This window comes from Fictibacillus sp. UD, from assembly GCF_043558025.1.
Classification (GTDB): Bacteria; Bacillota; Bacilli; order Bacillales; family Fictibacillaceae; genus Fictibacillus.
In genome coordinates this window covers 409,991-436,311 of sequence record NZ_JARUHH010000001.1, presented here as the reverse complement: position 1 = coordinate 436,311, position 26,321 = coordinate 409,991, and the positions used below count along the sequence as shown (strand labels likewise).

Sequence of the window (26,321 nt, the reverse complement as noted above, 5' to 3'; positions counted from 1 at the left end):
TCAGCTTCTCCTTTGCTCCTTCTTCCTTTAAAAGAACGGTGCGAAAAATAACGAAATGATTATCGATACGATACCAATTCCGATCGCCCAATTTCCAAGCGAATGTGCACCTTGTCTTCTGGCAATAAAACCAACGATAATACCTGCTGCTCCAAATAACACGGGTAGTATGAACAGTGATAAGACAGAAAGAATAATCGCGATGACTCCAGCCGCTTTTCCTCCTGCTCTTTCACGGTTTACTTCGTGTTCATGTCGGTGATCTTTTTCTCTATCTGCATAACGAGGACGCTCGTTTTCAGGTAATGTCATATCACTTCTTACAGGAACGGGTACAGCTTCAGCCGCCATCTCTTCACGAAATCCAGCTTCGTTTATATTACGTTCATCTCTTTCGTATGCCATGATGATTCCCCCTCTTTTAGTCTTAAGGAGCGTTCTTATTATGGCTTTAAAAGAGATATTTCATAGATGTTAAGTTATGGGCATAAGAAAAGAGGCCACATAAATGGCCCCCTCGTTTAGTGCTTTGGTTTAAATGTATGACAACACGTTTCAGCTGGATCATAGGCAGCATCTTTATGAGCGGCATCTCCATGGAGGTTACCATCAGCGCTCATATCAACAGACATATTCGCATGCTTATCGATTTCAACAAGAATGGCATCTGCTGCACAGTTATTGCCTTCACCCCAATAGGTACAATTCGATACATTACATTTTACTTCAGGCATAAAAAAACCTCCTTTCTCTTTAGCTTGGCTAAATAAAAGGAGGAACATACTTGTTTACACACAAAAAAATTTAATCTCTGCAGTCCGTACAATAGCCGTAGATCTCAAATTTATGACCTGTCACGTCAAACCCGTTTAGTTCACTGTTCAGAACTTCCATCGGGCAAGTGTGAATCGATTTCGTGCTGCCACAGGTGAGACAGATTAAATGGTGATGATGTTCATTGTGTGCACACGTAAACCGAAACTTTTTTTCGCCTTCCCATTCGGTATCTTCAAGCAATTCTAGGTCAACGAAGGTCGTTAGATTTCGATAAATCGTATCAAAACTAAGACCAGGATATTTTTCTTTTAGCGCTTCTTGTACATCTTTTGCAGAAAGATACCTTTTTTCCTCTGCGAATAAAGAAATAAGATCTTTTCTCTTTTCTGTATACTTATAGCCATTCTCTTTCAGAATCTCCATTGCTTTATCTATCGTTATGGCAAATTTCACAAGTGACCCACCTTTCTGGAACCTGTAAATTTTTTATAAAGAATACTTAGACATAAAATGACAACAAGGCATAAAACAATGGTTCCTCCTGAAGCAAGATCGAGATAGTAGGAAAGAAACATGCCAGAAATTACGGCAGCCTCTCCGAAAAGAACGGAAAGCCAGATTGCCTGTTTGAATCCTTTTGCGATTCGGATACTTGCCGCCACCGGCAGCGTCATAAGCGCAGAAACCAAAAGAATACCGACTATTTTCATCGATGCTGCAATAACTAAAGCGGTAATGGCCATAAAAGCAATTAAGATCCAGCTGCTTCGTATTCCAGATAGTTTTCCTTGTTCTTCATCAAAGGATAGGACGAACAATTCTTTGTACATAAAGAATACAAATAGAAGGACAACAATAAGAATAGCAAAAACAGTCCATACATCCGACTTCTTAACTGCGATAATACTTCCAAATAAGTAATTGAACAGATCAGTATTGAATCCATCTGCCATTGAAATAAAAATAACACTTAGGCCTATTCCTGCTGACATAATAATTGGTATAGCTAGTTCTTCGTAATGTTTGTATACTTTTCTAAGCTGTTCTATAAAAATGGCTCCACCTACCGAAAAAGCCATTCCTAGATATATGGGATTAGCTGCAGCAAAGAATGAAGACCACTTTCCTAACAACAAGTTAGCTGCAATTCCCGCTAAAGTAATGTGAGAAAGTGCATCTGCAATTAAAGCTTGCCTCCTCACAACGATAAAGACTCCTAACACTGGAGCAAGCAGTCCGACCATTATCCCTGTTAAGAAGGCGTTTTGTAAAAATTCGTATTTTAAAAACGGTAACATTCATTCATCCCCTTACTTCTGTTCATGGTCATGGTGGAGAACATGAACATGATGTCCATAAAAAGCAGACATGTTTTCAGAAGAACTCTCCTCAAATTCTTTTGTGTTTCCATGAAAGTGAACCTGTTTGTTCAAGCAGGCTACATCTGTTACATAATTCGTCATAACCCCTACATCATGTGTAACCAATACAAGCGTCATGTTGTTATCATGATGCAGATCTTTTAACATCTTATAAAAAGATTCTGATGACTCCGTATCAACACCAACAGTCGGTTCATCCAAGATCAAAAGCTCAGGATCACTTACTAACGCCCGCGCGATAAAAATTCGCTGCTGCTGACCACCAGAGAGTTCACCTATATTTTGATGCGCAAAATTATCCATATTCACTGATTTTAAAGCATCCCATACTTTCTTTTTATCCGCTGCCTTTAAAAAACGGAACAAACCAACCTTACCGAAAAGCCCCATAGATACGACTTCAAATGCCGTTGCAGGAAAAGCAGTGTTAAAACTGTTCGCTTTTTGGGAAACATAGCCGATCTTTTCCCAATCATTAAATTTATTTACTTTTTCTCCAAATAGATAAACTTGCCCTTGCTGTGGCTTTTGGAGACCTAAGATACATTTAATCAGTGTAGATTTACCTGAACCATTCGGACCAACAAGCCCTAAAAAAGATCCTTTTTTGATTTCCATTGTTACATGTTGAAGTACATTTTTATCACCATAATGGAACGATAAATCATCTACACGAATGGCTATAGAATTTGAATTGTTCTCCATGACTAACCTCCGTGAAAATGAATAATAAGTAGTAATGAGTACGATTTAGACTGTCTCATAGTATACACGAAATATGAACAAAGTAAAACAACATGCCTAAGTGACATGCTGTGAAATGGATGAAGTTCGAATCTTACTTAGCCCCTTTTAATAGGCTCTCAACCGTTTGTTCTAAATCTTTACATTTAACAATTTGATCGGCCTCTTTTAAATACTTCTGATCAAGTGTTGTTTCTACGGCTAAACAATAAGCGCCTGCACTTTTCGCAGATTGAATCCCAAGTGGTGCGTTTTCGATGACCAGCCACTCAGACGGGTCGAAAGGATGCTGATCCATGGCTAATAAATAGGGTTCAGGCGCAGGCTTTCCTTCTTTCACATCATCACCGGTAATGATCGTATGAAAAGTGAATGGAAGTTTCCCTAAGACTTCATTGACGAATTCTTTTCTGCTTCCTGTTACTAAAGCGATCGGAATATGAAGATTTTGCAGGCTTTTAAGCGTCGAAACTGTTTCTTCTATAAAATCGTATTGGGCATTCTTTTTAAAGTAGTTTCTCTTTTGTACATATATATCTTCTATGATTTCCTCAGAAGCATCTACATTAGAAACTTCAAATACATCTTTAATCGTCTTCTTACCTGGCATTCCTTCTCTCAAATAAAAAACATGCTCATCATGCTCATAGCCTTTTATATTAAATGCATGACGCCATGCTTCAACATGGTAACGCATCGTGTCTACAACCACGCCATCCATATCAAAACAAACGGCTTTAATTTTCATACAATAACCACCTTAACCTCGAACTTACATCTTACTATTATAAAACAAATTCATTAAAAACAAAAAAGAAGCTGAAGATTCCTCAGCTTCCTTTATATTCTTATTTTAATCCTTCAATAACGGTTTTCGTGTTCCATTCCATCATTTTTTTGTACGTGTCTCCATCTTCACCAGGTTTCCCTAATGAGTCAGTAAACACTTTTCCTGTAATAGGAATACCTGTTTCTTTTGATACAGTTTCCATACTTCTAGCGTCGACGCTTGTTTCTACAAACAACGAAGGAACGTTTCTTTCTTTAAGCAAATCGACTAAACTTTTGATCTGTTGTGGAGAACCTTGGTTTTCTGAGTTGATCTCCCAAACATATGCCGTATCCACATTGTAGGCTTCTCCAAAGTACTTAAATGCCCCTTCACTTGTAACAAGTACTCGTTTTTCTTTCGGAATCTTATTTAACTCTGAAACGGTCTTGTCATGCAGAGCTTTTAATTCACCAATGTATTTTTCAGCATTGCTTTTATAGTACTCTTTGTTTTCAGGATCCTCTTTCATAAGAGCATCTCGAATGTTTTCCACATAGATTATGCCGTTCTCAATATTAAGCCATGCATGCGGATCATATTGTTTTTCAAGTCCTTTAGATTCTAAGTGAATGGCTTTAACGCCTTCACTTACACGGTACACAGGCGCATCTTCCCCATCTTTATTAGAGGTTTTTAATAATTTATTAAACCACGAATTTCCCTCTTCTAGGTTTAATCCGTTATAAAAGATAACATCTGCGTCAGTTGTTTTTAAAACATCTTCTGGTAACGGATCATATTCATGTGGATTCGAACCGATCGGCGCCAAGCTATGAACGTCGACTTTGTCTCCACCAACATTTTTAACTAAGTCATAAATGATAGAGTAAGTCGCTACGACTTCCACCTTTTCTGAATCATCCTTGCCCGAGCTGCAACCTGCTGCAGCCATTACTAATGAACCAGCTAAAATGAGACTTGCTATTCTTTTGAACATGTAACCATCCTCCCTACTTTTCCATCAGCTCTAGTCTGTTTTTTCTTGATTTGTGCGCCTTCCATATTAACCCTTGAGATGGCGAGAAGAAGAACGCAAGGGCAAAAAGAAAGGCTGATACTAAAACAATCGTGGCACCTGATGCCAGGTTGTAAGTAAAGCTGAAATATAAACCGAATACTGACGAAACAACTCCAATTAATGCAGATAAATAAATCATCACCGACAATCGGTTTGTTAAAAGATATGCCGTCGCTGCAGGAGTAATTAGCATGGCAACGACAAGAACGATTCCAACGGTCTGCAGAGATGCAACCGTAACCATTGTTAGTACAGCCATCAGCGCATAGTGTATCCATTTATTCGGCAGTCCGTAGCTTTGAGCCATTGTTGGATCGAAGGTTGAAACGAGCAGTTCTTTATAAAACAGAACAACTAGCCCGATCACTAATAAGCCGATTCCAAGCGTGATCCACATGTCACTCATCCTTACAGCAAGAACATTACCAAAGAGAATATGATATAAATCTGCAGAACTTTTCATCATCGTGATGATTACAATACCCACAGCAAACATGCTTGTGAACATGATCCCAATCGCCATATCATGTTTAATTCTGCTGTTTTGGCTTACATATCCGATCCCAATTGCTGTCAGCACACCTGTAATAACTGCTCCAAAGAAAAAGTTAATGCCTAGCATATAGCTGATTGCGACTCCTGGTAATACTGCGTGAGAAATCGCATCACCCATTAGAGCCATGCCTCTTAAAATGATGAAGCATCCTACGATTCCGCATATTATCCCTACTACAACTGAAGTAAAGAGTGCTTTCTGTAAAAACTCATATTGCAGCAGCGCTTGAAAAAATTCAAAAATACTCATGTTGTCACATTCACCCCTTTAGGCTGCAGAAATGAAAACTGATTAGCATAAGCTTTTGTGATCACCTCTGGCTGAAGAACTTCTTCAGATGCTCCGTAATGAATCATGTTTTTGTTCAGCAGTAGCAAGTGGTCAAAGTAGGACTCCGCTTTGCTTAAATCGTGATGCACGACTAGAATCGTTTTTCCTTCTTTTTTCAAATCCCTCAATATATGAATGATTGTTTCTTCACTTGCGACATCAATACCAACAAACGGTTCATCAAGGAAAAACAACTCTGCTTTTTGTGCAAGTGCTCGGGCAAGGAATACCCTTTGCTGCTGTCCTCCTGAAAGCTCTCCGATCTGCCGGTTACCAAACGCTTCCATACCTACTGTCTTTAAACATTCATAAGCCCATTCTCTATCACTTTTAGATGGACGCTTGAATAGCCCTAATTTTGGATAAGTCCCAAGAAGCACTACATCAAATACAGTGATAGGAAAATCCCAATCGATATCTGACCGCTGCGGAACATAAGCGATTTTTTTCTTCCACTTTTTCAGCGGCTCTCCAAAAACCTGGATATCACCTTTATCTTTAGCGATTAAGTTTAATGCAGCTTTCATCATGCTGGATTTACCCGCTCCATTTGGTCCTATGATGCCGACTAAACTTCCTCTTTCCACTGAAAAAGAGATATCTTTAACAACTTGATTCCCTAGATAGGAAACGTATAAGTGTTCAATCTTTAATGCACGTTCCATTGAAAAAAGACCTCCTTTTTCACCCGGTAACTTTTTTTGCCTAAGAGCAACTTTTAGTTAAAAAAATAGTTCCTTCACAATGTATGAAACAAAAAGAAGGATAGTGATTATTTTTGCACAAGAAAATGTTTCCTTCGGGCAACTTTTTTACTTAAGTCAAATTATATAGGGTGGACACAAGATTGTAAATGATTTTTTCTAGCCATATTTCTACATTTGCTATATAATCAACTCTGGCAGTAAACTGCTGGGTGGGAGAGGGTTGTTTTACAGTATTAAGGAAGGAACAAATGGAACAAAATCAAGTTTCACTAAAAAAAGAAGTACTCGCAGGGATTACCTCATTCTTCACTATCGCTTATATTATTGTCGTTAATCCACTGATATTAGCAGATGCTGGAATGCCATATGAGGGTGTAGTGCTTGCTACAATTCTTACTTCTGTTGTTGGATGTTTAATCATGGGGCTATATGCGAATGCTCCAATCGTTCTGACACCTGGCATGGGTGTTAATGCGTTTTTCACGTATACTATCGTCCAAGGTATGAACCTAAGCTGGCAAGAAGCTCTTGCAGCGGTCGTTATGTCTGGTATTTTCTTTTTAATCGCAGCTTCAACACCGTTAAAAGATATACTTTCTAAAAGTATTCCTCAATCATTAAAACACAGTATTACAGTTGGAATCGGGTTGTTTTTAACGTTCATAGGACTACAAAAGGGTGGAATCATTGAAGCTAGCTCTGCTACTTTCGTGAAGTTAGGGCATTTAGATCACCCTGACGCAATCCTTACAGTTGTAGGTTTGGCTGTTACACTAGCCCTGTTCTTAAAGAACGTGAAGGGAAGCTTTTTAATCGGTATTGCTTTAACCACTCTTATTGGCTTTTTTATGGGCCATACACAAGAAGTTAAAGGAATGTCTGATGGGTTTTCTTTTAAACCGTTTGGAGAATTGCTATTCGCTTTTGATTTTTCAGGCATTACGGAGCTTTCCTTTTGGATTGCGACATTTTCCTTGACCATGATTATCACTTTTGAAAACATGGGATTGTTATATGGACTGTTGCCTGATCAAAAGAAATTCCCAAAAGCCTTTCAAGCCAATGCTGCTTCATCCATCGTTTCTGGTCTCTTCGGAACAAGTCCGACGATCTCAACGGTAGAGAGCGCATCTGGTATTCAAGAGGGCGGCAGAACAGGGATCACAAGTATTACAGTTGCTGTTTTGTTTATCGGTTCTATTTTTGCAGCGCCTTTTATCGCTTATATTCCAGATGGAGCAATTGCTCCAATCTTAATCATTATTGGCGGCTTGATGGTACAGCAGATTCAGCATATCCCTTTTGCTGATTTTACAGAGATGTTTCCATCTTTTCTAATCATCGCGCTGATTCCATTAACGTACAGCATTGTGGATGGTCTTGCATTTGGATTTATCGCATATCCACTTGTTAAATGGATGTCTGGGCAGAAGAAACAAGTTACAGCACCAATGTATGTTATCGCCTTTTTATTCTTTATGAATTTTATCCTTCATACAATCGTATAAAAATATAAACAAAAAGACTTTGGACAACTTCCAAAGTCTTTTTTAAACGTTCTTTTCTAAAAGATTGTTGCTTTCAAATTTTGTCTTCTATGATTGTTGATTGGAGTGTAAGGTGCGAGACTCCTGCGGGACAGGCTGGCGGGTGAGACACTTAAGAGTGAAACGTGCGAATGTGGCTCACCGCCTGCCCCGCGGAAAGCGAGCAACCTGGAACGGAAATCAATCACTTCCAAAAGCAACAAAGTTTGTGAAAACAGCCTTTTTAAAAGCTGTTTTCGCAAATAATATTACTCTTGGAAGTAGCTGAATTCAGCTTCAACGAAATATATAAAGTAACACACTCCTAGAAAAGAGTCTTTTTTTTAGCACTTTCTCCTCTTAGGACTCATACAATGAGAAAGTCGGGAGGTGGTTGCTTAATGAATCCAATTATTGTTCATTTTGTAAATCAAAAACTTAATTCGATCAGTCCGAATGAACTGATCACACTAGCCGCGCAATATCAACTTCCAATATCTCAAAAAGAAGCCGTACAAATCGTAAACATTCTGCGAAGGCAGACCATCGATATTAAAAACCTTGGACAGCGCAAGAGAATCATTGACACTATTGCAAAAGAAGTCAGTCCTGAAAAAGCGAACTATATCCAATACTTAATTCAGACTTATATTGATAGGTAATACAAAAAGCCGCAAACATTGCGGCTTTTTGTTATAGGTTGATCCATTTTTTCTTGTTGTCGCACAAACTTATGCGTTCAACAGTTTATTCTGAAGTTCAGGGTCAAACGTCTTTGCTTTAATCATCTCGATCTCAAGTTGATAAGGTGGTTTTTTGTTATTTTTATCAGTACCTACATAAGGTGTTTCAAGGATTTTAGGGATATCTTTGAATTGATCATGATGTACGATATAGCTTAATGCATCAAATCCAATATGTCCGAAGCCAATGTTTTCATGTCTGTCTTTTGCTGCTCCGGTAACATTTTTACTGTCGTTAATATGAAATACTTTTATCCGATCCATGCCGACTATCTTATCAAACTGATTCATAACTCCATCAAAATCGTTTACGATGTCATAGCCTGCATCATGTGTATGACACGTATCAAAGCAAACAGAAAGCTTTTCGTTCAGAGTAACGCCATCAATTATCTGTGCAAGCTCTTCAAACGTTTTTCCGCATTCAGATCCTTTTCCAGCCATTGTCTCTAGCGCGATTTGAACATTTTGCTCTTTTGTCAGCACTTCATTAAGACCTTCGATAATCTTTTTGATACCGACCTCAGAACCTTCACCAACATGTGCACCAGGATGCAGCACAATCTGTTTCGCTCCAAGTGCATCTGTTCGTTCGATCTCTCTTCTTAAAAAGTCAACACCGAGCTCAAAGGTTTCAGGTTTAACTGCATTTCCGATATTGATGATGTACGGAGCATGAACGACAATATCAACGATGCCGTTCTCGATCATGTGCTTCGTTCCGGCTTCAATATTAAGGTCTTCGATTTTTTTTCGTCTCGTGTTTTGGGGTGCACCTGTATAGATCATAAATGTGTTGGCACCATATGAAACAGCTTCTTCACTAGCAGCGAGAAGCATTTTTTTACCGCTCATTGAAACGTGAGATCCTAGTTTAATCATATTTTCCCCTCTTCCCTAACAAACTATCTGATGTTTCTTCTTTTCTTCTTCATTAATTTCTTTTTCTGCTCGTCCATTTTCTTCTTATAACCTGGTTTTACTTTACGAGGTTTAGGTACATACACGCCGTCTTGCTCTTTAGATCCTGTGCTTTTCTTACTCGGTTTTACAGGTACCCATTCACCATTCTTATATTGTTCTAAGTGGAAAACAATTTTTTTCTCTTTAAGTTTTTGAACAGAATGCTGATCTGTCTGTTCATAAAGAGAAGCACAGATTCCTGACATTCCTGCACGGCCAGTTCTGCCCGCTCTGTGAATGTAAAAATCAAGATCTTTCGGAAACTCATAATTAATGATGTGGCTGACACCTTTAATATCAATTCCGCGTGCTGCAAGATCTGTAGCAACTAAGAATTGAAATTCCGCTTTTTGAACGCGTTTCATGATGCTCTTTCTTGTTCGTGGCGGTATGTCACCATGCAAACGCTCAACACTCATTCCTTCTGCACTCATAGCGTCCGCGATTTCATCAACTGCTTTTTTGGTGTTAGCAAAAATAATCGCAAAATAAGGATTATAATTTCTCGCTGTTTTTATCAACATGGGAAGCTTATCATTATGCTTTGCTTGAATAAGAACATGCTTGATGTCTTTTGCCGTAATATGCTGAGGCTCTACATGAACGTGCTTAGGGTTCTGCATATATTTTTTCAAGAAAGGCTGCAATTTTTCCGGTACAGTTGCAGAGAACACCATCATCTGAAGTTCGTTCGCCATACGAGATGCAATCAAGTCCACATCTTCAATAAAGCCCATATCAAGCATCTGATCCGCTTCGTCTACTACGAGCATGTTAGCTGTGAAAACAACGAGCTCTTGCGCGTTTACAAGATCTTTAATACGCCCTGGAGTACCGATTACAAGTTGAGGAACAGTCTTCAATTTTTCTGCCATTCTCTTTCTGTCTGTTCCGCCAACGATTGCTTTTGCACGGATTTGTTTCTCTTCTGGCATATGTTCAGAGATCTTAAGAAACTCGTTGTAGATCTGTTGAGCCAATTCACGAGTTGGAGCTGTAATAACAGCTTGTACTTCATCTTTAGTTACATCAATTCTGTGCATAAGAGGCAGCAAGAATGCAAATGTCTTTCCTGACCCTGTTTGTGACTGTCCGATCATGTCTTGTCCATTAATAATTCCAGGAATAACACGTTCTTGTATATCAGTTGGTCTTTCAAATCCAATACTGCTTAACGCAGTTTGGAGCGATTCGTTTATTTTTAACCGTTCAAACGGAGATTTCATACGCTCACCTTTTCTTTTTCAATATAAATTCATTCACTTTTAGTATTATAGAGTAAGTTTTGCTTTTCCGCCAACCATCCTTAAGATTAGGAAGAAAACAGGGATAAATATCACACATGTTTTTCTAATTTCATATTCTGTATATGAGCGTATTATTTTGGAAAGGAGGGGGAATTATGCAGCCATTTTATAGATATCCGAATCAACCTCAGCATCCGATGCAGCCGTTTCAAGTAAATCCTCATATGCACAACATGCATGGAATGCCTGGAATGAACCACATGCCTCGTCAGATGGGGTCAGTAGATCGATTTTTAGGAACGATTGGAAGCGGTGGCAGTGTGGCAGGCGGCACGAGTGTCTTTACAATGCTGAACAATGTTCAAAAGGTACTAAAAGTTGCTGAAACCATGGGTCCTATGATCAAACAATACGGTCCTGCAATGAGAAATCTGCCATCCATCATGACAGCTCTTAAAGATTTTCAGAGCGGATCGAACAAAAAGGCGGACAACGATACTGAGGCAGATACCTCCGAAAAAGCGGAAATGAACGTTGAGAAAAATGAAGTTAAAGAAAATACTGAGTCAAAGAAAAAAGAAAATACTGAATCAAAGAAGAAAGAAAAGAGAGAAAAAGAAAAATCAGATTCTGAAGAAAAAATAGCTGTAGCAGGTCCTAAATCTTCAAAAGCTACCATACAGCCCAACGAAGCGCCCAAAGGCAAGATCGCTTCACCGGGAACGAAATCCATACCATCTGCGCCAAAGACAAATGTGCCAAAAGGCTTTAGATTGCAAGGACCTAAGTTATATGTATAAGTATAGTGTTTGAGTTCTAATGATCTCTCCTATATAATAAAAGACATACAGAAGTAAATCTCCCAAGACAGCATAGATCTCTGTGCTGTCTTTTATATGAATAAAGGAGAGATCCAAACATGGAAATAGTAAAAATATCTCCGAGAGGGTATTGTTACGGCGTGGTTGATGCAATGGTTATGGCTCGGCAAGCTGCGAACGATCCCACTCTGCCAAGACCTATCTATATTCTTGGTATGATTGTTCACAACAAACATGTAACAGATGCCTTTGAAGAAGAAGGAATCATTACGCTCGACGGAAATAACCGCTTAGATATCATCCGCAATATTGATTCAGGTACAGTAATCTATACGGCTCATGGAGTTTCACCAGAAGTGAGACGAATCGCTCACGAAAAGGGTCTATACGAAATAGATGCAACGTGCCCAGATGTAACAAAAACACATGATCTTATACGAGAAAAAGAAAAAGAAGGCTATGAAATTATCTATATCGGAAAAAAGGGCCATCCTGAGCCAGAAGGTGCGATCGGCATCGCGCCACACATTGTTCACTTAGTTGAAAATATTGATGATTTAGAAGCACTAGATGTTCAAAGCGATAAGATTCTTATTACGAATCAAACAACAATGAGCCAATGGGATGTAGCAGAACTTATTAAACGCTTGCTAATGAAATACCCTTCTGCAGAGGTTCATAAAGAAATCTGTTTAGCGACTCAAGTAAGACAGGAAGCTGTTGCGAACCAAGCTGGAGATTGTGACCTTGTTCTTGTGGTCGGTGACCCTAGAAGCAATAACTCAAACCGCTTGGCACAAGTATCAGAAGAAATTGCTGGTACAACCGCTTATCGAATTTCAGATGTATCAGAGATTGATCTAGCATGGTTAGAAGGGGTTAAAAAGGTTGGCATCACTTCTGGTGCTTCTACTCCTACACCAATAACTAAAGAAGTTATTGATTTTCTTAAAAATTATGATGGTACGAATGAGGAAACGTGGAAAAAAGAACGTAAAGTTACATTAAACCGCATTCTTCCAAAAGTAAAAGAAAAAAAATAAGAAAAAGCAAAGCTGACAAAAAGATCAGCTTTGCTTTTTTTCATCGTCCTACTAAAAGAATTCTACATAAACGTGAAAGGATCGGTTATCAGATTTGATTCTACAACAACAGTCTCATATTTACCGGACGTAAGCTTGTTCTCCAAAACGTTTTTTAGTTCACGTTTCATAATTTGTTCAATATGATGTCCTGCATCAATAATTGTCAGGCCATCTTCTTGTGCATCATGTGCATTGTGATAATAAATATCACCTGTCACTAAAACATCTGCACCTTTATGAAGTGCTGGATAAATATATTTGTTTCCATCTCCGCCAACAACGGCTACTTTTTTTATAAAAGACTTGTTCCCCTTAATAACACGAACATTTGAAATCTGAAAGACCTTTTTTACATGATCTACAAATTCTTGAAGACTCATCTCTTTAGGCAGCTTTCCGATTTTGCCTATTCCGAGCTCGTTTCCTTTATTCAACAGCGGATAAAGATCGAAGGCTACCTCTTCGTATGGATGAGCTTTTTTCATGGCTGCAATCACAGCTTTTTGAATGGATTCCGGCAGGATTGACTCAATCTTAACTTCTTCAGTCCGCTCTAATTGACCTTGTTTTCCAATGTATGGCGCAGTCCCTTCCAGCGGAGTAAATGTACCAAGCCCCTTAGAAGTGAACGTACAATGACTGTAGTTGCCAATATGGCCTGCCCCTGCATTGCCAATCGCTTCCCTCACCTGCTCCTCATGTGAAGCTGGTACAAAGACAGATAATTTTACAAGTTGATCTTCATAAGTAGTTGAAAGCACTTCGGTTTGTGTTAACTGCAATTGATTCGCCAGCCACTCATTCACACCTAAAGCGGTAACATCAAGGTTTGTATGGGCAGCATATACCGTGATATCGTTTTTGATTAGCTTTTCGATCACTCTTCCTTTTGAAGTACTTGTGTCTATTTTCTTTAAAGAACGGTATAGCAATGGGTGATGTGCAATGATTAAATCTACATCACCTTCAATCGCTTCATCTACAACACTTTCTAAAACATCTAGAGCAATCATTACTTTTTTTACAGGCTTATCTAGTGTGCCAACCTGCAATCCAATCGGGTCGCCCTCCATTGCCATCTTTTTTGGTGCAAAGCTTTCTAAGAGAGAAATAATATATTGCCCGCTTGCCGCTTTACTCAAAGAATCCACTCCTCTGCTAGTCTTAGATTTTTTTCAATTTCTTTTCTTTTATCTTCTGATGCTGTTCCTTGACTGTTTTCCATCTGATTCAAAATTGTTTTCCATTGCTTGACTTCTCCAGTCCATTTTTCTTTAAACGCTTCGTTTTGATTTTTCAATAAAAAGGGTCCGAATAAAATCTCTGCATCCATGTTGCTCGTGTACGGCTGGTTCCCTGCTCGATCAGCAATAAGAATTTCATAAATTTTTCCGTCTTCTTTTAGAATTTCTTCTTCTGATAGCACCCAATCTTCTTTTAATAGCCAGTTCCTAACGGTTCTAGAACCAATATTAGGCTGAAGAATGAGACGTTCAGTATTTCCTAGTTTCTCTTTTCCTTTTTCAAGAATAGATGTTATAAGAGAACCTCCCATACCGCATATGGTTACGACTTCTGCTTCACCTGTTTCCAGAACCGAAAGGCCATCACCTTTTCTCACTTCGATCATATCGTTCAATCCGTCTAATGTTACCTGCTCTTTTGCAGATAAGAATGGTCCATCTGTGATCTCTCCAGCAATTCCTTTTTTTATAACTTTTTTCAACCCCAAAAAGCAAGGCAAATAAGCATGATCAGAACCGATATCCGCTAAAATTGAGTTTTGTGGTACATAGGATGCGACTCTTTCAAGCCGTTTCGATAATTTTTCAGAATTCATATTTCATCACCGTTTCATTAGTTTGTTCATTTTAGTATTCGTAACTTGTTTGATTTTTTGCAAATAAAAAAACTTCTTGTTATAGAAACAAGAAGCTCTTCTTATTTTATTTTTTTTCTGCTAACCAATCAACTAGTATTTTCGCTTCTTCACCTTTTACTAGCCCTGCTGGCATTCCAGATCCTTTACCGTTTTTAACGATATCTGCAATTTCTTCTGCCTTATACTGTCCGCCAATCTTTTCAAGTGCAGGACCAACGTTACCTTCTAAATTTTGTCCATGACAAGAAGAACAGTTCTGCTTATAGATTGCTTCTGGATCCATAGCAGCCTTTTCTTTATCCTGACTAGCCGTATGAATTTTGTTAATACCATATCCGCCCATTGTAAGCATAAGAACAATTCCAATAACTCCAATAATGGCAAAAGGAATGAGTGGATTACGTTTCATGCAAATTCCTCCTTCATCTGTACAGGTACATTTGTTGTCGTCTTGATAAACTTAATATGTATTGGTTTACAATCCATAACCTATTGTACTGTAAAAGCGTTTACTTGGGAAGTACAAACTCTATTTTTCCCAGTTTTGTCACAGTATTAACGATTTAAACTTATTTTTATCTTCGTACTGCAACTCTGAGCTTCTTTGATATAAAAAAAACAGCCACACAAGGTGGCTATTCATGGGTAACAGACAAAGCCTCGATTGCTTGTTCTCTTAACTTAAACTTTTGTACTTTACCAGAAGCAGTCATAGGATACTGTTCGAGAAAGATGTAGTATTCAGGAATCTTAAAGTGAGCGATTTTCCCTTTACAAAAATCTTTTAATTCTTTTTCAGAAAGAGTGTGCCCTTCTTTCAGCTGAATACACGCTGCTACTTTTTCACCAAACTTTTTATCTGGTACTCCTATGACTTGAACATCTAAAATGGAAGGATGAGAATAAATAAACTCTTCTACCTCTCTTGGATATACGTTTTCACCGCCACGTATGATCATATCTTTTAAGCGGCCTGTAATCCTAAAATAACCTTCACCATCCACCGTTGCCAAATCCCCAGTATGAAGCCACCCTTCGCTATCAATGGCTTCATTTGTAGCTTCAGGCATTTTGTAATAGCCTTTCATCACATGATAGCCTCTCGTACAAAGTTCGCCCTGCTCCCCTGCTTTAACTTCTTTATTTGTGACAGGGTCTATCACTTTCGCTTCCACTTGTTCATGTTTTTTACCGACCGTTTCAACTCTTCTCTCAATCGGGTCATCTGTTCTCGTTTGTGTGATAACAGGTGATGCCTCTGTCTGGCCATATGCAATCGTAATTTCAGACATACCCATTTTTCCGATCACGTTTTTCATTACTTCAATCGGACATGGTGATCCTGCCATGATGCCCGTACGCAGTGTGCTTAAATCATATGAATCAAAGTTTGGAAGGTTGAGTTCTGCAATAAACATCGTCGGAACTCCATGCAAACCTGTGCATTTTTCCTTTTCTACCGTTTCTAAAACTTCTTGTGGATCAAACTGTACGATTGGTACCATCGTTGCTCCAACAGAAACAGCAGCGAGCGTTCCAAGAACACATCCAAAACAATGGAAAAAAGGAACAGGAATGCATAACCGATCAGCATTTGTGAGATTCATGCTATCAGCAATCTGCCTAGCGTTATTCACAATGTTGTAGTGTGTCAGCATTACACCTTTAGGAAACCCTGTCGTACCTGATGTGTATTGCATATTGATTACATCATCATAGTGAAGAGAAGCCTCTCTTTCCTGAAGGGCTTCATCTGATATCACATCCCCTGCTTCTAAAATATCTTGGAACGCTTCATAAGATGAAGAATCTGACCCCAGTAAAACAAAGTGTTTTAGCAATGGGAATTCATCCGGTCTGCCTTTAACAGAGTCAACCATTTCCTTATATGAAGTGGAACGGAATTCTTCTATAAAGAAAAGTGCCTTTGCGTCAGATTGTTTTAATAAATAATCGAGTTCTGAAAGCTGATAGTTCGTATTTACAGTTACTAAAACAGCCCCTGCTCGGGCTGATCCAAATTGAAGAAGCAGCCATTCTGGTACATTTGTAGCCCATACAGCAATGTGATCTCCTTTTTCAATTCCCATTGCCATCAAGCCTTTGGCAACTTTAGTCGTTAATTCATAAAATTCCTTATAGGTGTAGCGAACTCCAAGTTTACTGTAAACCATAGCTTCTTGATCTTTAAAATTTAAAGCTTGTTTCTTCAAACAATCTCCTATAGTTACTTTCATTAACTCAGCCATAATTCACCCCATCACCTGATAATATGAACGTTAGCAACCAATCTCTCTAGCGATAACAATACGTTGTACTTCTGAAGTACCTTCTCCGATTTCTAGAAGCTTTGCATCTCTAAAATAACGTTCTACATGATAATCTCTCATGTACCCGTTACCACCATGAATTTGAACAGATTCAGAACAAATCTGCATGCACGCTTCAGACGCATATAATTTTGCCATTGAAGCTTCTTTAGAGAACTTTTTACCCTGGTCTTTTAACCAAGCTGCTTTATATACCATCATTCTTGCAAGCTCAATCTTCATAGCCATATCTGCAAGTTTAAACTGAATAGCTTGAAACTTAGAAATCGACCTTCCAAACTGTTTACGTTCTTTTGCATACGCAAGAGCCTTCTCATAAGCCGCCTGTGCAATTCCAACTGCCATAGCGCCTATTCCTATTCTTCCGCCATCCAACGTCACCAGGAACTGTTTAAAGCCATCTCCGCGCTTCCCTAGCAAGTTTTCTTCTGGAACTGTTACATCTTCCATAAAAAGTTCAGTTGTATTAGAAGAATGAAGGCCCATTTTTTCATAATTATCAATAACTCGGAAACCTTTAGCATCTGTTGGAACGATAATCGCAGAGATTTCCTTATCACTGCCATTTCTGTTCGTAATAGCGGTTAACGCTAAATGCTTTGCATAGCTTGCATTCGTAATGTAGCATTTACTTCCATTAATAACCCATTCTCCGTTATTCAGTACCGCAGATGTTTCCGTACCTCCAGCATCTGATCCCGCATTCGGTTCAGTTAATCCGAATGCCCCAAAAGATTCACCCGTACAGATCGGTGTTAGATACTTCTCTTTTTGTTCATGAGTACCAAATAAATTTAATGGAGCTCCACCTAAAGAAACGTGTGCAGAATATGTAATTCCTGTAGATCCGCATGCACGGCTTAGTTCTTCAACAGCAATCGCAAAACTAATCGTGTCAGCGCCGCCCCCTCCATATTCTTCTGGAAAAGGAAGACCCATCATGCCAAGCTTAGAAAGTTTTTGGAAAATTTCTAGTGGAAATTCTTTATTTTTATCTCTTGCTTCAGCACCTGGTGCTACAACTTCATCTGCAAATTCCCTCATCATCTTTTGAATCATTAACTGCTCTTCCGTTAATGTAAAATTCATGGTTGCATCCCACCCTTTAATAATTTTAGCTTCAATATTGTATGCGCTTACATATTTATTATAGATATAAAGGCTGAATTTTTACAAGATTTAAAGAATTTTAAATTTAATATACAGCAGAATGAGTAAGCAAAAAATAGAATTTGGCAGAAAAAAGCCGCAGGAAATAGATTTTTGGGCAGTTTGCATTGAAGTGCAATAATCAGTAAAATAAAAATAAAAAAAGCTTGCCCGCTATGGGGCAAACTTTCTATTCTAAGAAATCTTTTAATCGTTTACTTCTGCTTGGATGGCGGAGTTTACGGAGAGCTTTGGCTTCAATTTGACGAATACGTTCACGTGTTACGCCAAATACTTTACCTACTTCTTCAAGAGTGCGAGTGCGTCCGTCATCAAGACCAAAACGTAAGCGAAGAACATTTTCTTCTCGATCTGTTAACGTATCTAGGACATCCTCAAGTTGTTCTTTTAATAGTTCGTATGCAGCAGCTTCAGAAGGTGCAAGTGCATCCTGATCTTCAATAAAATCACCAAGATGTGAGTCGTCCTCTTCACCAATAGGAGTTTCCAATGAAACCGGCTCTTGTGCGATCTTAAGGATTTCACGGACCTTTTCAGGTGTCAGTTCCATTTCAGCTCCGATTTCTTCTGGAGATGGTTCTCGGCCTAAATCTTGAAGAAGCTGGCGCTGAACGCGAATTAATTTATTGATCGTCTCGACCATATGAACAGGAATACGGATTGTACGGGCTTGGTCTGCAATTGCACGTGTAATTGCTTGACGAATCCACCACGTAGCATACGTACTGAATTTAAATCCTTTGTCATAGTCGAATTTTTCAACAGCTTTAATCAGACCCATGTTTCCTTCTTGAATAAGATCCAGGAACAGCATACCCCGGCCAACGTATCGTTTCGCAATACTAACAACTAGACGCAAGTTAGCTTCTGCAAGACGGCGTTTTGCTTCTTCATCACCGTTTTCAATACGCTTAGCGAGTTCGATCTCTTCATCTGCTGAAAGCAAGTCCACACGTCCGATTTCTTTTAAATACATACGAACTGGATCGTTAATCTTAACTCCTGGTGGCACACTTAAATCATTCAGATCGAATTCTTCTTCCTCTTTTTCCATTTCAAACTTAGGATCTTCTTCATCGTCGGAATCATCAGATGCTTCGGCAACTTCAACACCTTGCTCTTCCAAGTAATGATAGAACTCGTCCATCTGATCTGAATCTTGTTCAAACGGAGCTAGCTTACTTGTAATTTCTGTATATGTGAGCCGTCCTCGCTTTTTACCGGCTTCAACTAATTGTTCTTTAACTTGATCGATGGTTAATTCGCCTTCCGTCCCTTGACGGTTTGGTTTCTCAGCCATTCGATCCCCTCCTTCCAAAACTTCAACCATCCTACATCCCGATTATTTAAGAGATCTTTTCATTCTCATAATTTCTTGGGCAATTTGGGCTGCCAGTTTTATTTCATTCCTTCTTATCGCGTCTTCTTGCTGCTTCTCTTTTTCTTGTATTTCCCGCAATAAAGGATAACTAGAAATAATACGAATATAATCTGCGAGCTCTATTTCATTCAATTCCTCACTGATTGTGAGCATCGCCAATTCTGAAGCTAATTTTCTTAACTTGTCATCGTCAATACGCTGCATGAACAACCCTACATTGGGTTTATTTCCTTCTTCATAAAAGGCATATAAGTATGCGGCGATTGCATTATGTTCTTCTACATTAAAGCCCGAGTCCAACTTTTCCTGAATTAAAAAAGCTGCGTCCTCACTCTTTAGCATGTGAGCAAGAACAATTCGTTCAGCATTCAGATTTCTCGGCAACAATGACTTCTGCAAAAGTGTTTGTATTCTAAAATTATTATCCCGCTTTTTAGGGCCGTTATCCTTAGACCTTTGCAGTTGCTTGAAAGTCTGAGTTTGTTGCTGCTTTAATGCATCTAAAGACAGATTAAATTCAGAAGCGATTTGCCGAAGATAATGATCTCGTTCCACCGCTTTTGGCAGACGGGCTATTTCCTTGATAATCTCTTCGATATAGATCATCCGTTCTCCTTCATCACGAAGGTTTTTGCCCCGTCTGTAGTATTGTATTTTAAATGCCATCACGGTCAGGCTAGCCCCTATTATATCTTTTAGAAACGATTCGTTTCCATATTTTGAAATATAGTCATCGGGGTCCATTCCATCTGGCATTTGTGAAATCTTCACGGCACAGCCTTGTTTCGTTAAAATTTCAGATGCACGAAACGCTGCCTCTACTCCTGCACGGTCAGAATCATAGCAGATTGTGACTGATTGAACATTTCGTTTCAAAATAGAAGCATGATCCTCGGTAAGCGATGTACCTAATGTTGCAACACCATTTGTAACTCCTGCTCTGAAAGCTGCAATCGTATCTACATATCCCTCAAAAATGACAGCATGCTGCTTCTGTCTCATCTCAGCACGTGACAAGTTTAATCCGTAGAGCGTTTTTCCTTTTTGAAAGATTTTAGACTCAGGACTGTTTAAATATTTCGGCTCGTCCTCTCCGTCTAACACCCTTCCTCCAAAAGCCACGACTAAACCTGTGCGATCCCAGATTGGAAACATGATCCGATTCCTAAAACGATCATATGGCTTCCCCTCTGATTGTCTTTTTCCAATCAGTCCAACTTTTTCAGCTGTATTCAGATCCATACCTCGTTTTTGAAGAAACTGTGAAGCTGTTTCCCATGAATCTGGTGCAAAGCCAATTTGGAAGCGTTCGATGGATTCTCTTGTAAATCCTCTGTTTTCCAAATATTCCAATGCTGGTCTGCCCTGTTTTGTGTGGAGTAAGCAATGATGATACAATTTAGCCAATAACTCATGAACCTCAGCCATTGTCCTTTTTTCGTCAGTACTTTTTTCGGAGAAATTTTGCTGATGAATTTGAGGCAATTCAATGGCACTTTTTTTCCCAAGTTGAGTTACCGCTTCAATAAAAGAGTACCCTTCAATGTTCATCAAAAAAGAAAAAACATTGCCTCCTGCTCCACACCCGAAACAATGGTAGATCTGCTTTTCAGGCGAAACAGAAAAGGAAGGCGACTTTTCCCCGTGAAACGGGCAAAGGCCAAAATAATTTCTGCCTTGTTTTTTTAGAGGAACATAATCACTAATCACATCTACTATATCGTTTGATGACCTGACTTTCTCTATTAAATCCTCAGGTATTCGTTCCATATTACCACCACAGAATCTCTGTTTCTTTAGACACTAGATATATATTCGTGGCACAACTCTATTTTCCTTCAACATTCGACAGGATTTCGCAAAAAACTGTGCAGAACCTTTCAGTGTCCTCCTTTTTAAATTTTGCAGGTCCCTTTGAATGCTTGCCTGAACGTCTTGCTTTTGCAGACATATAACGTTCATGCAGTACTCTTTCCATTTCATTCTCTTGAAATTGTTTCCCTCTTGGGGTAATCACGTAAACCCCTTTTGAAAGAAGAAGACTAGCCAATGCATGATCTTGGGTAACAACAAGATCATTTTGCTTAGAATGATTATGTATGTACAGATCAACTTCCTCAGGACTTGCATCAACCAAAACCCAGCGCCCAGGCTGGTCAGTGCTGCTTGCGTGTGCATACGAAGTGACGAAGATAGGTTCAAAGTTAAACATGTTAGAGAACTTATTAATCTCTTCTTTTATAACAACGGGGCAAGCATCTGCATCAACAAATACATTTCCAATTAATTTTTCCATATTCTTATGTTCTACTTTAACAGTGATTCTCCTTCATATAAGAGCATTTGTCGAAAAAAAGCATAGTCAATGTATCACTATTTTGGACAAACTTATAAATTTTAATCACAATGTAATATTATAATAAAAGTCGGCCTGTTTTACCAGTAAAAAGAATAAAAAATAAAGTTGTAAAAACTTTGTTATTATTGGAAGTGGTTGATTTCCGTTCCAGGTGATCACTTTCTCCATTCAACTGCCATAGAAGAAATTAAAAATGAGACTTGAAAACAATGATCCATCCCAAAATAAAAAGCGCAATCTTCTGCGCTTTTTATGATAGACCCCATAATTTTTATATTTGCATAGGGGGAGTTTACGATTCGTTATTTATTTATAAGACTTTCCTTGAAACAGATTGTAGATAACATTTGCAGATTCCTCAACTGCTTTATTGGAAACCTCTACTACTCTGCATCCAATTCGATCTACGACTTTGTTAAAATAAACAAGCTCTTGCTTGATTCTTTCCATGTTAGCGTAGTTTGCCTCTGAATTTAATCCAAGTGCTTTTAAACGCTCACGACGAATGTCGTTTAGCTTTTCAGGTGTGATCTTAAGGCCGAAGCATTTATTAGGCGATACCTTGAATAATTCTTCGGGCGGTTCTACTTCAGGAACAATCGGCACATTAGCAACCTTCAATCGTTTATGTGCTAAATATTGTGATAGAGGTGTTTTTGAGGTTCTAGAAACACCTATTAAAACGACATCTGCTTTTAAAATACCTCGCGGGTCTCTTCCATCATCATACTTTACAGCAAATTCTATCGCTTCAACTTTTCTAAAGTAGTCATCATCGAGTTTGTGTACAACACCCGGTTCATATCTAGGAACTTGATTTAATCTTGATTGCAGCTGGTCCATCATCGGTCCCATAATATCCACAGTCGGGATGTTGAGTGATGCAGCTTGTTTTGCAAGGTAGTTGCTTATTTCAGGTACCACAAGTGTAAAAGCAATAATACCATTATGGTCTTTCGCTAAAGAGACCACTTCATCAATCGTTTCTTTATCTTCTACATAAGGTACACGTTTAATCTCAATCCCGGTTGAATTAAACTGGCTAGCAGCTGCTTTAACAACCAACTCTGCCGTTTCACCAACTGAATCGGAAACGACGTATACAATTGGACGTCCTTTCATGTTGGCCTCCCCATTTCATTATAGTAATTCGTCATGCGCTAGTTCGACAAAAGCCTTAGTGATATTGGTCTTTGTTATTCTGCCAACAACTTCAAGACCGCTTTCTTCGTTCGAACGCTTAACTACTGGAAGACAGTCGATTTGCTTTCCAATCAAAATGTGAGCGATATCTAACAAGTAATCCTCTTTAAAACAATACGTTATATTAGGCATTCTTGTCATGATAATGTTTATTGGAATGCTGTTTATTTCTTGTTTCCCCATACTTGCTCTCAATAAATCTTTTCGTGAAGCGACCCCTGCCAGATGTCCGTTTTTATTAATAATAAATAGTGTTCCGACGTCTTCTAAAAACATCGTGCAAATCGCTTCGTAAACAGTAGCTGAGTCCTGAACAACCACTGGAATAGAAGTAAACTCAGCAACTTTAATCTTTTTTACCTTTTCGGTTAACAATTGTGAACCCGTCTTACCTGTATAAAAATACCCTACTCTTGGTCTTGCATCCAGGTACCCTGCCATCGTTAAAATAGCTAGATCTGGTCTCAAAGTCGCTCTTGTTAAGTCCAGCTGATCTGCAATTTGCTCTCCGGTTATTGGTCCATTATCTTTAACAATCTCTATAATTTTTTGCTGCCTCTTATTTAGTTCGATTGTTTACACCACCTTTTGCCGCATCCAATGTGTTATACTTATTTTCATTATTATAACCTATTAAAGGAAGAATGCGAACTAAAAAAACTGCAAAGATTTAGGGCTTCACAGTTTTTCAAGATAGATCATCTAATTGTTTAAGGAATTTCTTTGATTTTAAAAACACACCTGAATATTCATCCATGTATGCATCAAATAACATCCTAAGTTCTTTTTTCGTTTCTTTTTTTAAAGATACATTGCCAAGTCTAGCTAAATCTAAGTAGTAAAACATATTTAAAAGTTTAGCTGTACCTTTAGAAATGTTCATTCGATAAGGGTCTTTATAAGAACACCTTTCACAAAGAAAACCACCTTCTCGAATAGAAAAAGAAAAATCCCCTTCTGTCGAGTGGCAAGATACACATTTGGTTAACTCAGGTACAATTCCAGCTGTTTTCATCATTTTCATTTCAAATAAAAAGGTAATCACTTCTGGGTCAATACCGTGATTGATATATTCCAGCGATTGTTTAATCCATCCAAAAAGGTCTGGCCTCAGATCATCTTCAGATGTATGTCTATCTAACAATTCTGCTAAATAAGCAGCATAAGCGGTCTTAACTAAATCTTCTCTAATTTTGCGAAAAGAAGACAACGCCTCACCTTGCTGCAGTGTTCCAAGCCCTCTTCCTTTTTGAAAAACAAAAATTCCGTATGTAAAAAGCTGCGTAATGGATGTGAAGCGGCTTTTTGGTTTTTTAGCCCCTCTGGCCATTACGCCGATTTTCCCTAATTCTTTTGTATACAAAGTTATAATTGTATTGGATTCACCATACGGAACGGTTTTAATGACTATTCCTTCGACTTTATAAAGCAAGGTAAATCACCACCCTCTCGTCAAGAAGGCACCGTAGTTACGATTAATGAAATGGAGGTTCCTCAAGAGACTCTTCATAAGGAATAACTGCTGATAATGCTGTTATTTCATGGTCTAGCTCTTTGTATAACAAATAGGTATCAATACTGCCCGTTTCACAGAATACTTTCCAAGTAAATTCTTTCATTTTGGACACACCTTTCTATTTGTTTTTCTCCTGTTATAACTAGGTTCACCTTAATTGTTTTTTTCATGTGAAGGAAATTTTAACAGTTTTTAATGATGGCTGTTGTCGCATTCATTGTTGTCATTGAAAGTAGTTGATCTACGTTTCAGATGCTCGCTTTCCGCGGGGCAGGCGGTGAGCCACATTTGTACGTTTCACTCTTAATTGTCTCACCTGCCCGCCTGTCCCGCAGGAGTCTCGCATCTTCCACTTCAATCAACTTGTCAATGAAGAGAATTAAGAAATTCAAGGAGCCAATTCATAAGCAACAATCTTTAGAGAGTATCTTTATTATTAGTACTCGTCTTCGTTAAAACCATATTCAACTAGCTGTTTTTGCTTGTTTCTCCAGTCGGTTTGTACTTTTACATACAGTTCTAAAAAGACGCGGGATCCTAACAGTGTTTCGATGTCTGTTCTTGCTCTTTTTCCGATCTCTTTAAGCATCTTTCCTTGTTTACCGATGATGATTCCTTTTTGAGAAGAACGTTCTACGATAATCGTAGCATTTACAAACACAACATTCTTTTCTTCACGCACTTTCATCTCTTCGATGACAACAGCCACTGAATGAGGGATTTCTTCTCGAGTAAGATGAAGAACCTTTTCCCGAATCAGCTCTGCAGTAATGAACCGTTCAGGATGATCAGTAACCTGGTCTTCAGGATAAAATTGCGGCCCCTCTTCCATGTAGGAAACGATCTGTTCTAAAAGAGTATCAACATTATTGCCGTTTAAAGCAGAAATCGGCACTACTTCAGCAACGTCTAATTTATTTCTGTACATGTCAATCAGCGGAAGCAATTGATCAGGATGGACTTTATCAATTTTATTCACAACCAAGAAAATAGGATTCTTTACATGCTCAAGTCTATCGATGATGAATTGATCTCCACGGCCATACCCTTCTTCAGCATTGATCACAAAGAGGATCAGATCCACTTCATTTAACGTCTGCTGAGCGGTTCTCGTCATAAAATCCCCTAGCTTGTGCTTAGGTTTATGAATACCTGGTGTATCAATAAAAATAACTTGCGCTTCATCTGTTGTGTAAACAGCTTGAATCTTATTTCTTGTTGTTTGAGGCTTATCGCTCATAATGGCAATTTTCTGGCCGATCACTTGATTTAACAGTGTGGATTTTCCAACGTTCGGTCTTCCAATGATCGTAACAAATCCAGATTTATAACTTTCTTTATTCATTTAAATCCTCCGGCGAAAAAGCACCTGGCAATAAATCTTTTACTAAGATTTCTTGAACGTCACCTTTTAAGTTTGTTAAATATACTGGCATTTCCGGCGGGCAAAGCTCTGAGATCACCTGGCGGCATGCTCCACATGGCGGCACTGGACGCTTTGTGTCTGCCACTACAGCGATTGCACTAAATTTCTTATCGCCTTCTGTATACGCTTTAAATAATGCCGTTCTTTCAGCACAACAAGTAAGGCTGTATGCAGCGTTTTCAATGTTTGCACCCATATATACTTTACCTTCAGACGTTAGAAGTGCTGCACCTACTTGAAATTTAGAGTAAGGTACATAAGCCTTTTCACGTGCTAGTTTCGCTTGATCCATCAATTGTTCTTTGTTCATTACACATTCACCT

The 26,321-nt window shown here is 38.6% G+C and carries 30 protein-coding genes; 5 read left to right on the top strand and 25 right to left on the bottom strand.

Going from position 1 to position 26,321, the window contains the following annotated elements:
• Nucleotides 1-27: 27 nt before the first annotated feature.
• The 9 genes from P8610_RS02205 to P8610_RS02165 form a co-directional block, all read right to left on the bottom strand.
• Nucleotides 28-405 carry a DUF4190 domain-containing protein gene (locus P8610_RS02205; RefSeq protein WP_394602931.1) on the bottom strand — a complete coding sequence of 126 codons (378 nt, stop codon included), beginning with the start codon at nt 403-405 and terminating at the stop codon, nt 28-30.
• Between the two features lie 116 nt (nt 406-521).
• Nucleotides 522-734, bottom strand: a complete 213-nt coding sequence (locus P8610_RS02200) for a DUF1540 domain-containing protein (protein WP_289495112.1) — start codon at nt 732-734, stop codon at nt 522-524.
• Between the two features lie 70 nt (nt 735-804).
• Nucleotides 805-1,218: a Fur family transcriptional regulator gene (locus P8610_RS02195; protein WP_394603098.1), complete on the bottom strand. Its 414-nt coding sequence runs from the start codon at nt 1,216-1,218 to the stop codon at nt 805-807.
• 8 nt (nt 1,219-1,226) lie between these two features.
• Nucleotides 1,227-2,075, bottom strand: coding sequence for a metal ABC transporter permease (locus P8610_RS02190; RefSeq protein ID WP_394602930.1), 849 nt, complete (start codon nt 2,073-2,075; stop codon nt 1,227-1,229).
• Nucleotides 2,076-2,087: 12 nt separating this feature from the next.
• A complete protein-coding gene (locus P8610_RS02185; RefSeq protein WP_394602929.1) occupies nt 2,088-2,864 on the bottom strand; it encodes a metal ABC transporter ATP-binding protein in 777 nt (258 codons plus the stop codon).
• A gap of 133 nt (nt 2,865-2,997) precedes the next feature.
• Nucleotides 2,998-3,651, bottom strand: a complete 654-nt coding sequence (locus tag P8610_RS02180) for an HAD family hydrolase (protein WP_394602928.1) — start codon at nt 3,649-3,651, stop codon at nt 2,998-3,000.
• Nucleotides 3,652-3,751: 100 nt separating this feature from the next.
• Nucleotides 3,752-4,672, bottom strand: a complete 921-nt coding sequence (locus tag P8610_RS02175) for a metal ABC transporter solute-binding protein, Zn/Mn family (RefSeq protein ID WP_394602927.1) — start codon at nt 4,670-4,672, stop codon at nt 3,752-3,754.
• A 13-nt stretch (nt 4,673-4,685) separates the two neighbouring features.
• A complete protein-coding gene (locus P8610_RS02170; RefSeq protein WP_289495108.1) occupies nt 4,686-5,558 on the bottom strand; it encodes a metal ABC transporter permease in 873 nt (290 codons plus the stop codon).
• On the bottom strand, nt 5,555-6,304 hold the full coding sequence (locus P8610_RS02165) for a metal ABC transporter ATP-binding protein (RefSeq protein ID WP_394602926.1): 750 nt from the start codon (nt 6,302-6,304) through the stop codon (nt 5,555-5,557). Before P8610_RS02165 ends, P8610_RS02170 begins: the two co-directional genes overlap by 4 nt.
• A gap of 290 nt (nt 6,305-6,594) precedes the next feature.
• Here P8610_RS02165 and P8610_RS02160 point away from each other — a divergent pair, with 290 nt between their 5' ends.
• From P8610_RS02160 to P8610_RS02150, 3 genes are all read left to right on the top strand, one after another.
• A complete protein-coding gene (locus tag P8610_RS02160) occupies nt 6,595-7,854 on the top strand; it encodes an NCS2 family permease (RefSeq protein WP_394602925.1) in 1,260 nt (419 codons plus the stop codon).
• Between the two features lie 112 nt (nt 7,855-7,966).
• Nucleotides 7,967-8,161: a hypothetical protein gene (locus P8610_RS02155; RefSeq protein WP_394602924.1), complete on the top strand. Its 195-nt coding sequence runs from the start codon at nt 7,967-7,969 to the stop codon at nt 8,159-8,161.
• A gap of 112 nt (nt 8,162-8,273) precedes the next feature.
• Nucleotides 8,274-8,534: a DUF2624 family protein gene (locus P8610_RS02150; RefSeq protein WP_289495104.1), complete on the top strand. Its 261-nt coding sequence runs from the start codon at nt 8,274-8,276 to the stop codon at nt 8,532-8,534.
• Between the two features lie 69 nt (nt 8,535-8,603).
• Here P8610_RS02150 and P8610_RS02145 read toward each other — a convergent pair whose 3' ends face one another.
• Both P8610_RS02145 and P8610_RS02140 read right to left on the bottom strand, forming a co-directional pair.
• Nucleotides 8,604-9,497 (bottom strand): deoxyribonuclease IV, encoded by an 894-nt coding sequence (locus tag P8610_RS02145; protein WP_394602923.1) that lies wholly within the window; start codon nt 9,495-9,497, stop codon nt 8,604-8,606.
• Nucleotides 9,498-9,520: 23 nt separating this feature from the next.
• Complete coding sequence (locus P8610_RS02140) at nt 9,521-10,804, bottom strand: DEAD/DEAH box helicase (RefSeq protein WP_289495102.1); 1,284 nt, start codon at nt 10,802-10,804, stop codon at nt 9,521-9,523.
• 176 nt (nt 10,805-10,980) lie between these two features.
• Here P8610_RS02140 and vrrA point away from each other — a divergent pair, with 176 nt between their 5' ends.
• On the top strand, nt 10,981-11,625 hold the full coding sequence (vrrA, locus tag P8610_RS02135; protein WP_394602922.1) for a VrrA/YqfQ family protein: 645 nt from the start codon (nt 10,981-10,983) through the stop codon (nt 11,623-11,625).
• Between the two features lie 119 nt (nt 11,626-11,744).
• A complete protein-coding gene (locus tag P8610_RS02130; RefSeq protein WP_394602921.1) occupies nt 11,745-12,689 on the top strand; it encodes a 4-hydroxy-3-methylbut-2-enyl diphosphate reductase in 945 nt (314 codons plus the stop codon).
• 62 nt (nt 12,690-12,751) lie between these two features.
• On the opposite strand, the gene P8610_RS02125 is transcribed toward P8610_RS02130, so the two are convergent.
• From P8610_RS02125 to P8610_RS02060, 14 genes are all read right to left on the bottom strand, one after another.
• Nucleotides 12,752-13,873: a Nif3-like dinuclear metal center hexameric protein gene (locus P8610_RS02125; RefSeq protein ID WP_394602920.1), complete on the bottom strand. Its 1,122-nt coding sequence runs from the start codon at nt 13,871-13,873 to the stop codon at nt 12,752-12,754.
• Complete coding sequence (locus P8610_RS02120) at nt 13,870-14,571, bottom strand: tRNA (adenine(22)-N(1))-methyltransferase (protein ID WP_394602919.1); 702 nt, start codon at nt 14,569-14,571, stop codon at nt 13,870-13,872. Before P8610_RS02120 ends, P8610_RS02125 begins: the two co-directional genes overlap by 4 nt.
• Before the next feature lie 106 nt (nt 14,572-14,677).
• Nucleotides 14,678-15,022, bottom strand: coding sequence for a cytochrome c550 (gene cccA, locus P8610_RS02115; protein ID WP_289495097.1), 345 nt, complete (start codon nt 15,020-15,022; stop codon nt 14,678-14,680).
• A gap of 226 nt (nt 15,023-15,248) precedes the next feature.
• The gene (locus tag P8610_RS02110) at nt 15,249-16,862 is read right to left on the bottom strand and encodes an AMP-binding protein (RefSeq protein ID WP_394602918.1); all 1,614 of its coding nucleotides are present in this window, start codon (nt 16,860-16,862) and stop codon (nt 15,249-15,251) included.
• 30 nt (nt 16,863-16,892) lie between these two features.
• Nucleotides 16,893-18,032, bottom strand: coding sequence for an acyl-CoA dehydrogenase family protein (locus P8610_RS02105; RefSeq protein ID WP_289495095.1), 1,140 nt, complete (start codon nt 18,030-18,032; stop codon nt 16,893-16,895).
• Between the two features lie 250 nt (nt 18,033-18,282).
• Complete coding sequence (gene rpoD / locus P8610_RS02100) at nt 18,283-19,413, bottom strand: RNA polymerase sigma factor RpoD (protein WP_289495094.1); 1,131 nt, start codon at nt 19,411-19,413, stop codon at nt 18,283-18,285.
• Nucleotides 19,414-19,455: 42 nt separating this feature from the next.
• Nucleotides 19,456-21,264, bottom strand: coding sequence for a DNA primase (dnaG, locus tag P8610_RS02095; protein ID WP_394602917.1), 1,809 nt, complete (start codon nt 21,262-21,264; stop codon nt 19,456-19,458).
• A gap of 58 nt (nt 21,265-21,322) precedes the next feature.
• Complete coding sequence (locus P8610_RS02090) at nt 21,323-21,790, bottom strand: YaiI/YqxD family protein (RefSeq protein WP_394602916.1); 468 nt, start codon at nt 21,788-21,790, stop codon at nt 21,323-21,325.
• A gap of 369 nt (nt 21,791-22,159) precedes the next feature.
• Entirely contained in the window at nt 22,160-22,975 is an 816-nt protein-coding gene (locus P8610_RS02085) for a pyruvate, water dikinase regulatory protein (protein WP_289495091.1), read from the bottom strand.
• A gap of 18 nt (nt 22,976-22,993) precedes the next feature.
• Nucleotides 22,994-23,629: a helix-turn-helix transcriptional regulator gene (locus P8610_RS02080; RefSeq protein ID WP_197468127.1), complete on the bottom strand. Its 636-nt coding sequence runs from the start codon at nt 23,627-23,629 to the stop codon at nt 22,994-22,996.
• 115 nt (nt 23,630-23,744) lie between these two features.
• Complete coding sequence (recO, locus tag P8610_RS02075) at nt 23,745-24,488, bottom strand: DNA repair protein RecO (protein WP_394602915.1); 744 nt, start codon at nt 24,486-24,488, stop codon at nt 23,745-23,747.
• A gap of 43 nt (nt 24,489-24,531) precedes the next feature.
• On the bottom strand, nt 24,532-24,675 hold the full coding sequence (locus P8610_RS02070; protein ID WP_082861442.1) for a YqzL family protein: 144 nt from the start codon (nt 24,673-24,675) through the stop codon (nt 24,532-24,534).
• Nucleotides 24,676-25,008: 333 nt separating this feature from the next.
• On the bottom strand, nt 25,009-25,917 hold the full coding sequence (gene era, locus P8610_RS02065) for a GTPase Era (protein WP_394602914.1): 909 nt from the start codon (nt 25,915-25,917) through the stop codon (nt 25,009-25,011).
• Nucleotides 25,910-26,308, bottom strand: a complete 399-nt coding sequence (locus P8610_RS02060) for a cytidine deaminase (protein ID WP_289495087.1) — start codon at nt 26,306-26,308, stop codon at nt 25,910-25,912. The genes era and P8610_RS02060 overlap by 8 nt, the downstream gene beginning before the upstream one ends.
• Nucleotides 26,309-26,321: the final 13 nt, after the last annotated feature.

Bases quoted from the DNA above. Each gene is read 5' to 3' on its own strand.
- P8610_RS02130 (WP_394602921.1), top strand. From the start codon at position 11,745: ATGGAAATAGTAAAAATATCTCCGAGAGGGTATTGTTACGGCGTGGTT.
- P8610_RS02110 (WP_394602918.1), bottom strand. From the start codon at position 16,862: ATGGCTGAGTTAATGAAAGTAACTATAGGAGATTGTTTGAAGAAACAA.
- P8610_RS02140 (WP_289495102.1), bottom strand. From the start codon at position 10,804: ATGAAATCTCCGTTTGAACGGTTAAAAATAAACGAATCGCTCCAAACT.
- era (WP_394602914.1), bottom strand. From the start codon at position 25,917: ATGAATAAAGAAAGTTATAAATCTGGATTTGTTACGATCATTGGAAGA.
- P8610_RS02120 (WP_394602919.1), bottom strand. From the start codon at position 14,571: ATGAATTCTGAAAAATTATCGAAACGGCTTGAAAGAGTCGCATCCTAT.
- P8610_RS02190 (WP_394602930.1), bottom strand. From the start codon at position 2,075: ATGTTACCGTTTTTAAAATACGAATTTTTACAAAACGCCTTCTTAACA.
- P8610_RS02150 (WP_289495104.1), top strand. From the start codon at position 8,274: ATGAATCCAATTATTGTTCATTTTGTAAATCAAAAACTTAATTCGATC.
- P8610_RS02205 (WP_394602931.1), bottom strand. From the start codon at position 405: ATGGCATACGAAAGAGATGAACGTAATATAAACGAAGCTGGATTTCGT.
- P8610_RS02160 (WP_394602925.1), top strand. From the start codon at position 6,595: ATGGAACAAAATCAAGTTTCACTAAAAAAAGAAGTACTCGCAGGGATT.
- P8610_RS02185 (WP_394602929.1), bottom strand. From the start codon at position 2,864: ATGGAGAACAATTCAAATTCTATAGCCATTCGTGTAGATGATTTATCG.
- vrrA (WP_394602922.1), top strand. From the start codon at position 10,981: ATGCAGCCATTTTATAGATATCCGAATCAACCTCAGCATCCGATGCAG.
- P8610_RS02180 (WP_394602928.1), bottom strand. From the start codon at position 3,651: ATGAAAATTAAAGCCGTTTGTTTTGATATGGATGGCGTGGTTGTAGAC.
- P8610_RS02105 (WP_289495095.1), bottom strand. From the start codon at position 18,032: ATGAATTTTACATTAACGGAAGAGCAGTTAATGATTCAAAAGATGATG.
- P8610_RS02070 (WP_082861442.1), bottom strand. From the start codon at position 24,675: ATGAAAGAATTTACTTGGAAAGTATTCTGTGAAACGGGCAGTATTGAT.
- cccA (WP_289495097.1), bottom strand. From the start codon at position 15,022: ATGAAACGTAATCCACTCATTCCTTTTGCCATTATTGGAGTTATTGGA.
- P8610_RS02060 (WP_289495087.1), bottom strand. From the start codon at position 26,308: ATGAACAAAGAACAATTGATGGATCAAGCGAAACTAGCACGTGAAAAG.
- P8610_RS02090 (WP_394602916.1), bottom strand. From the start codon at position 21,790: ATGGAAAAATTAATTGGAAATGTATTTGTTGATGCAGATGCTTGCCCC.
- P8610_RS02145 (WP_394602923.1), bottom strand. From the start codon at position 9,497: ATGATTAAACTAGGATCTCACGTTTCAATGAGCGGTAAAAAAATGCTT.
- rpoD (WP_289495094.1), bottom strand. From the start codon at position 19,413: ATGGCTGAGAAACCAAACCGTCAAGGGACGGAAGGCGAATTAACCATC.
- P8610_RS02175 (WP_394602927.1), bottom strand. From the start codon at position 4,672: ATGTTCAAAAGAATAGCAAGTCTCATTTTAGCTGGTTCATTAGTAATG.
- P8610_RS02165 (WP_394602926.1), bottom strand. From the start codon at position 6,304: ATGGAACGTGCATTAAAGATTGAACACTTATACGTTTCCTATCTAGGG.
- dnaG (WP_394602917.1), bottom strand. From the start codon at position 21,264: ATGGAACGAATACCTGAGGATTTAATAGAGAAAGTCAGGTCATCAAAC.
- P8610_RS02085 (WP_289495091.1), bottom strand. From the start codon at position 22,975: ATGAAAGGACGTCCAATTGTATACGTCGTTTCCGATTCAGTTGGTGAA.
- P8610_RS02200 (WP_289495112.1), bottom strand. From the start codon at position 734: ATGCCTGAAGTAAAATGTAATGTATCGAATTGTACCTATTGGGGTGAA.
- P8610_RS02170 (WP_289495108.1), bottom strand. From the start codon at position 5,558: ATGAGTATTTTTGAATTTTTTCAAGCGCTGCTGCAATATGAGTTTTTA.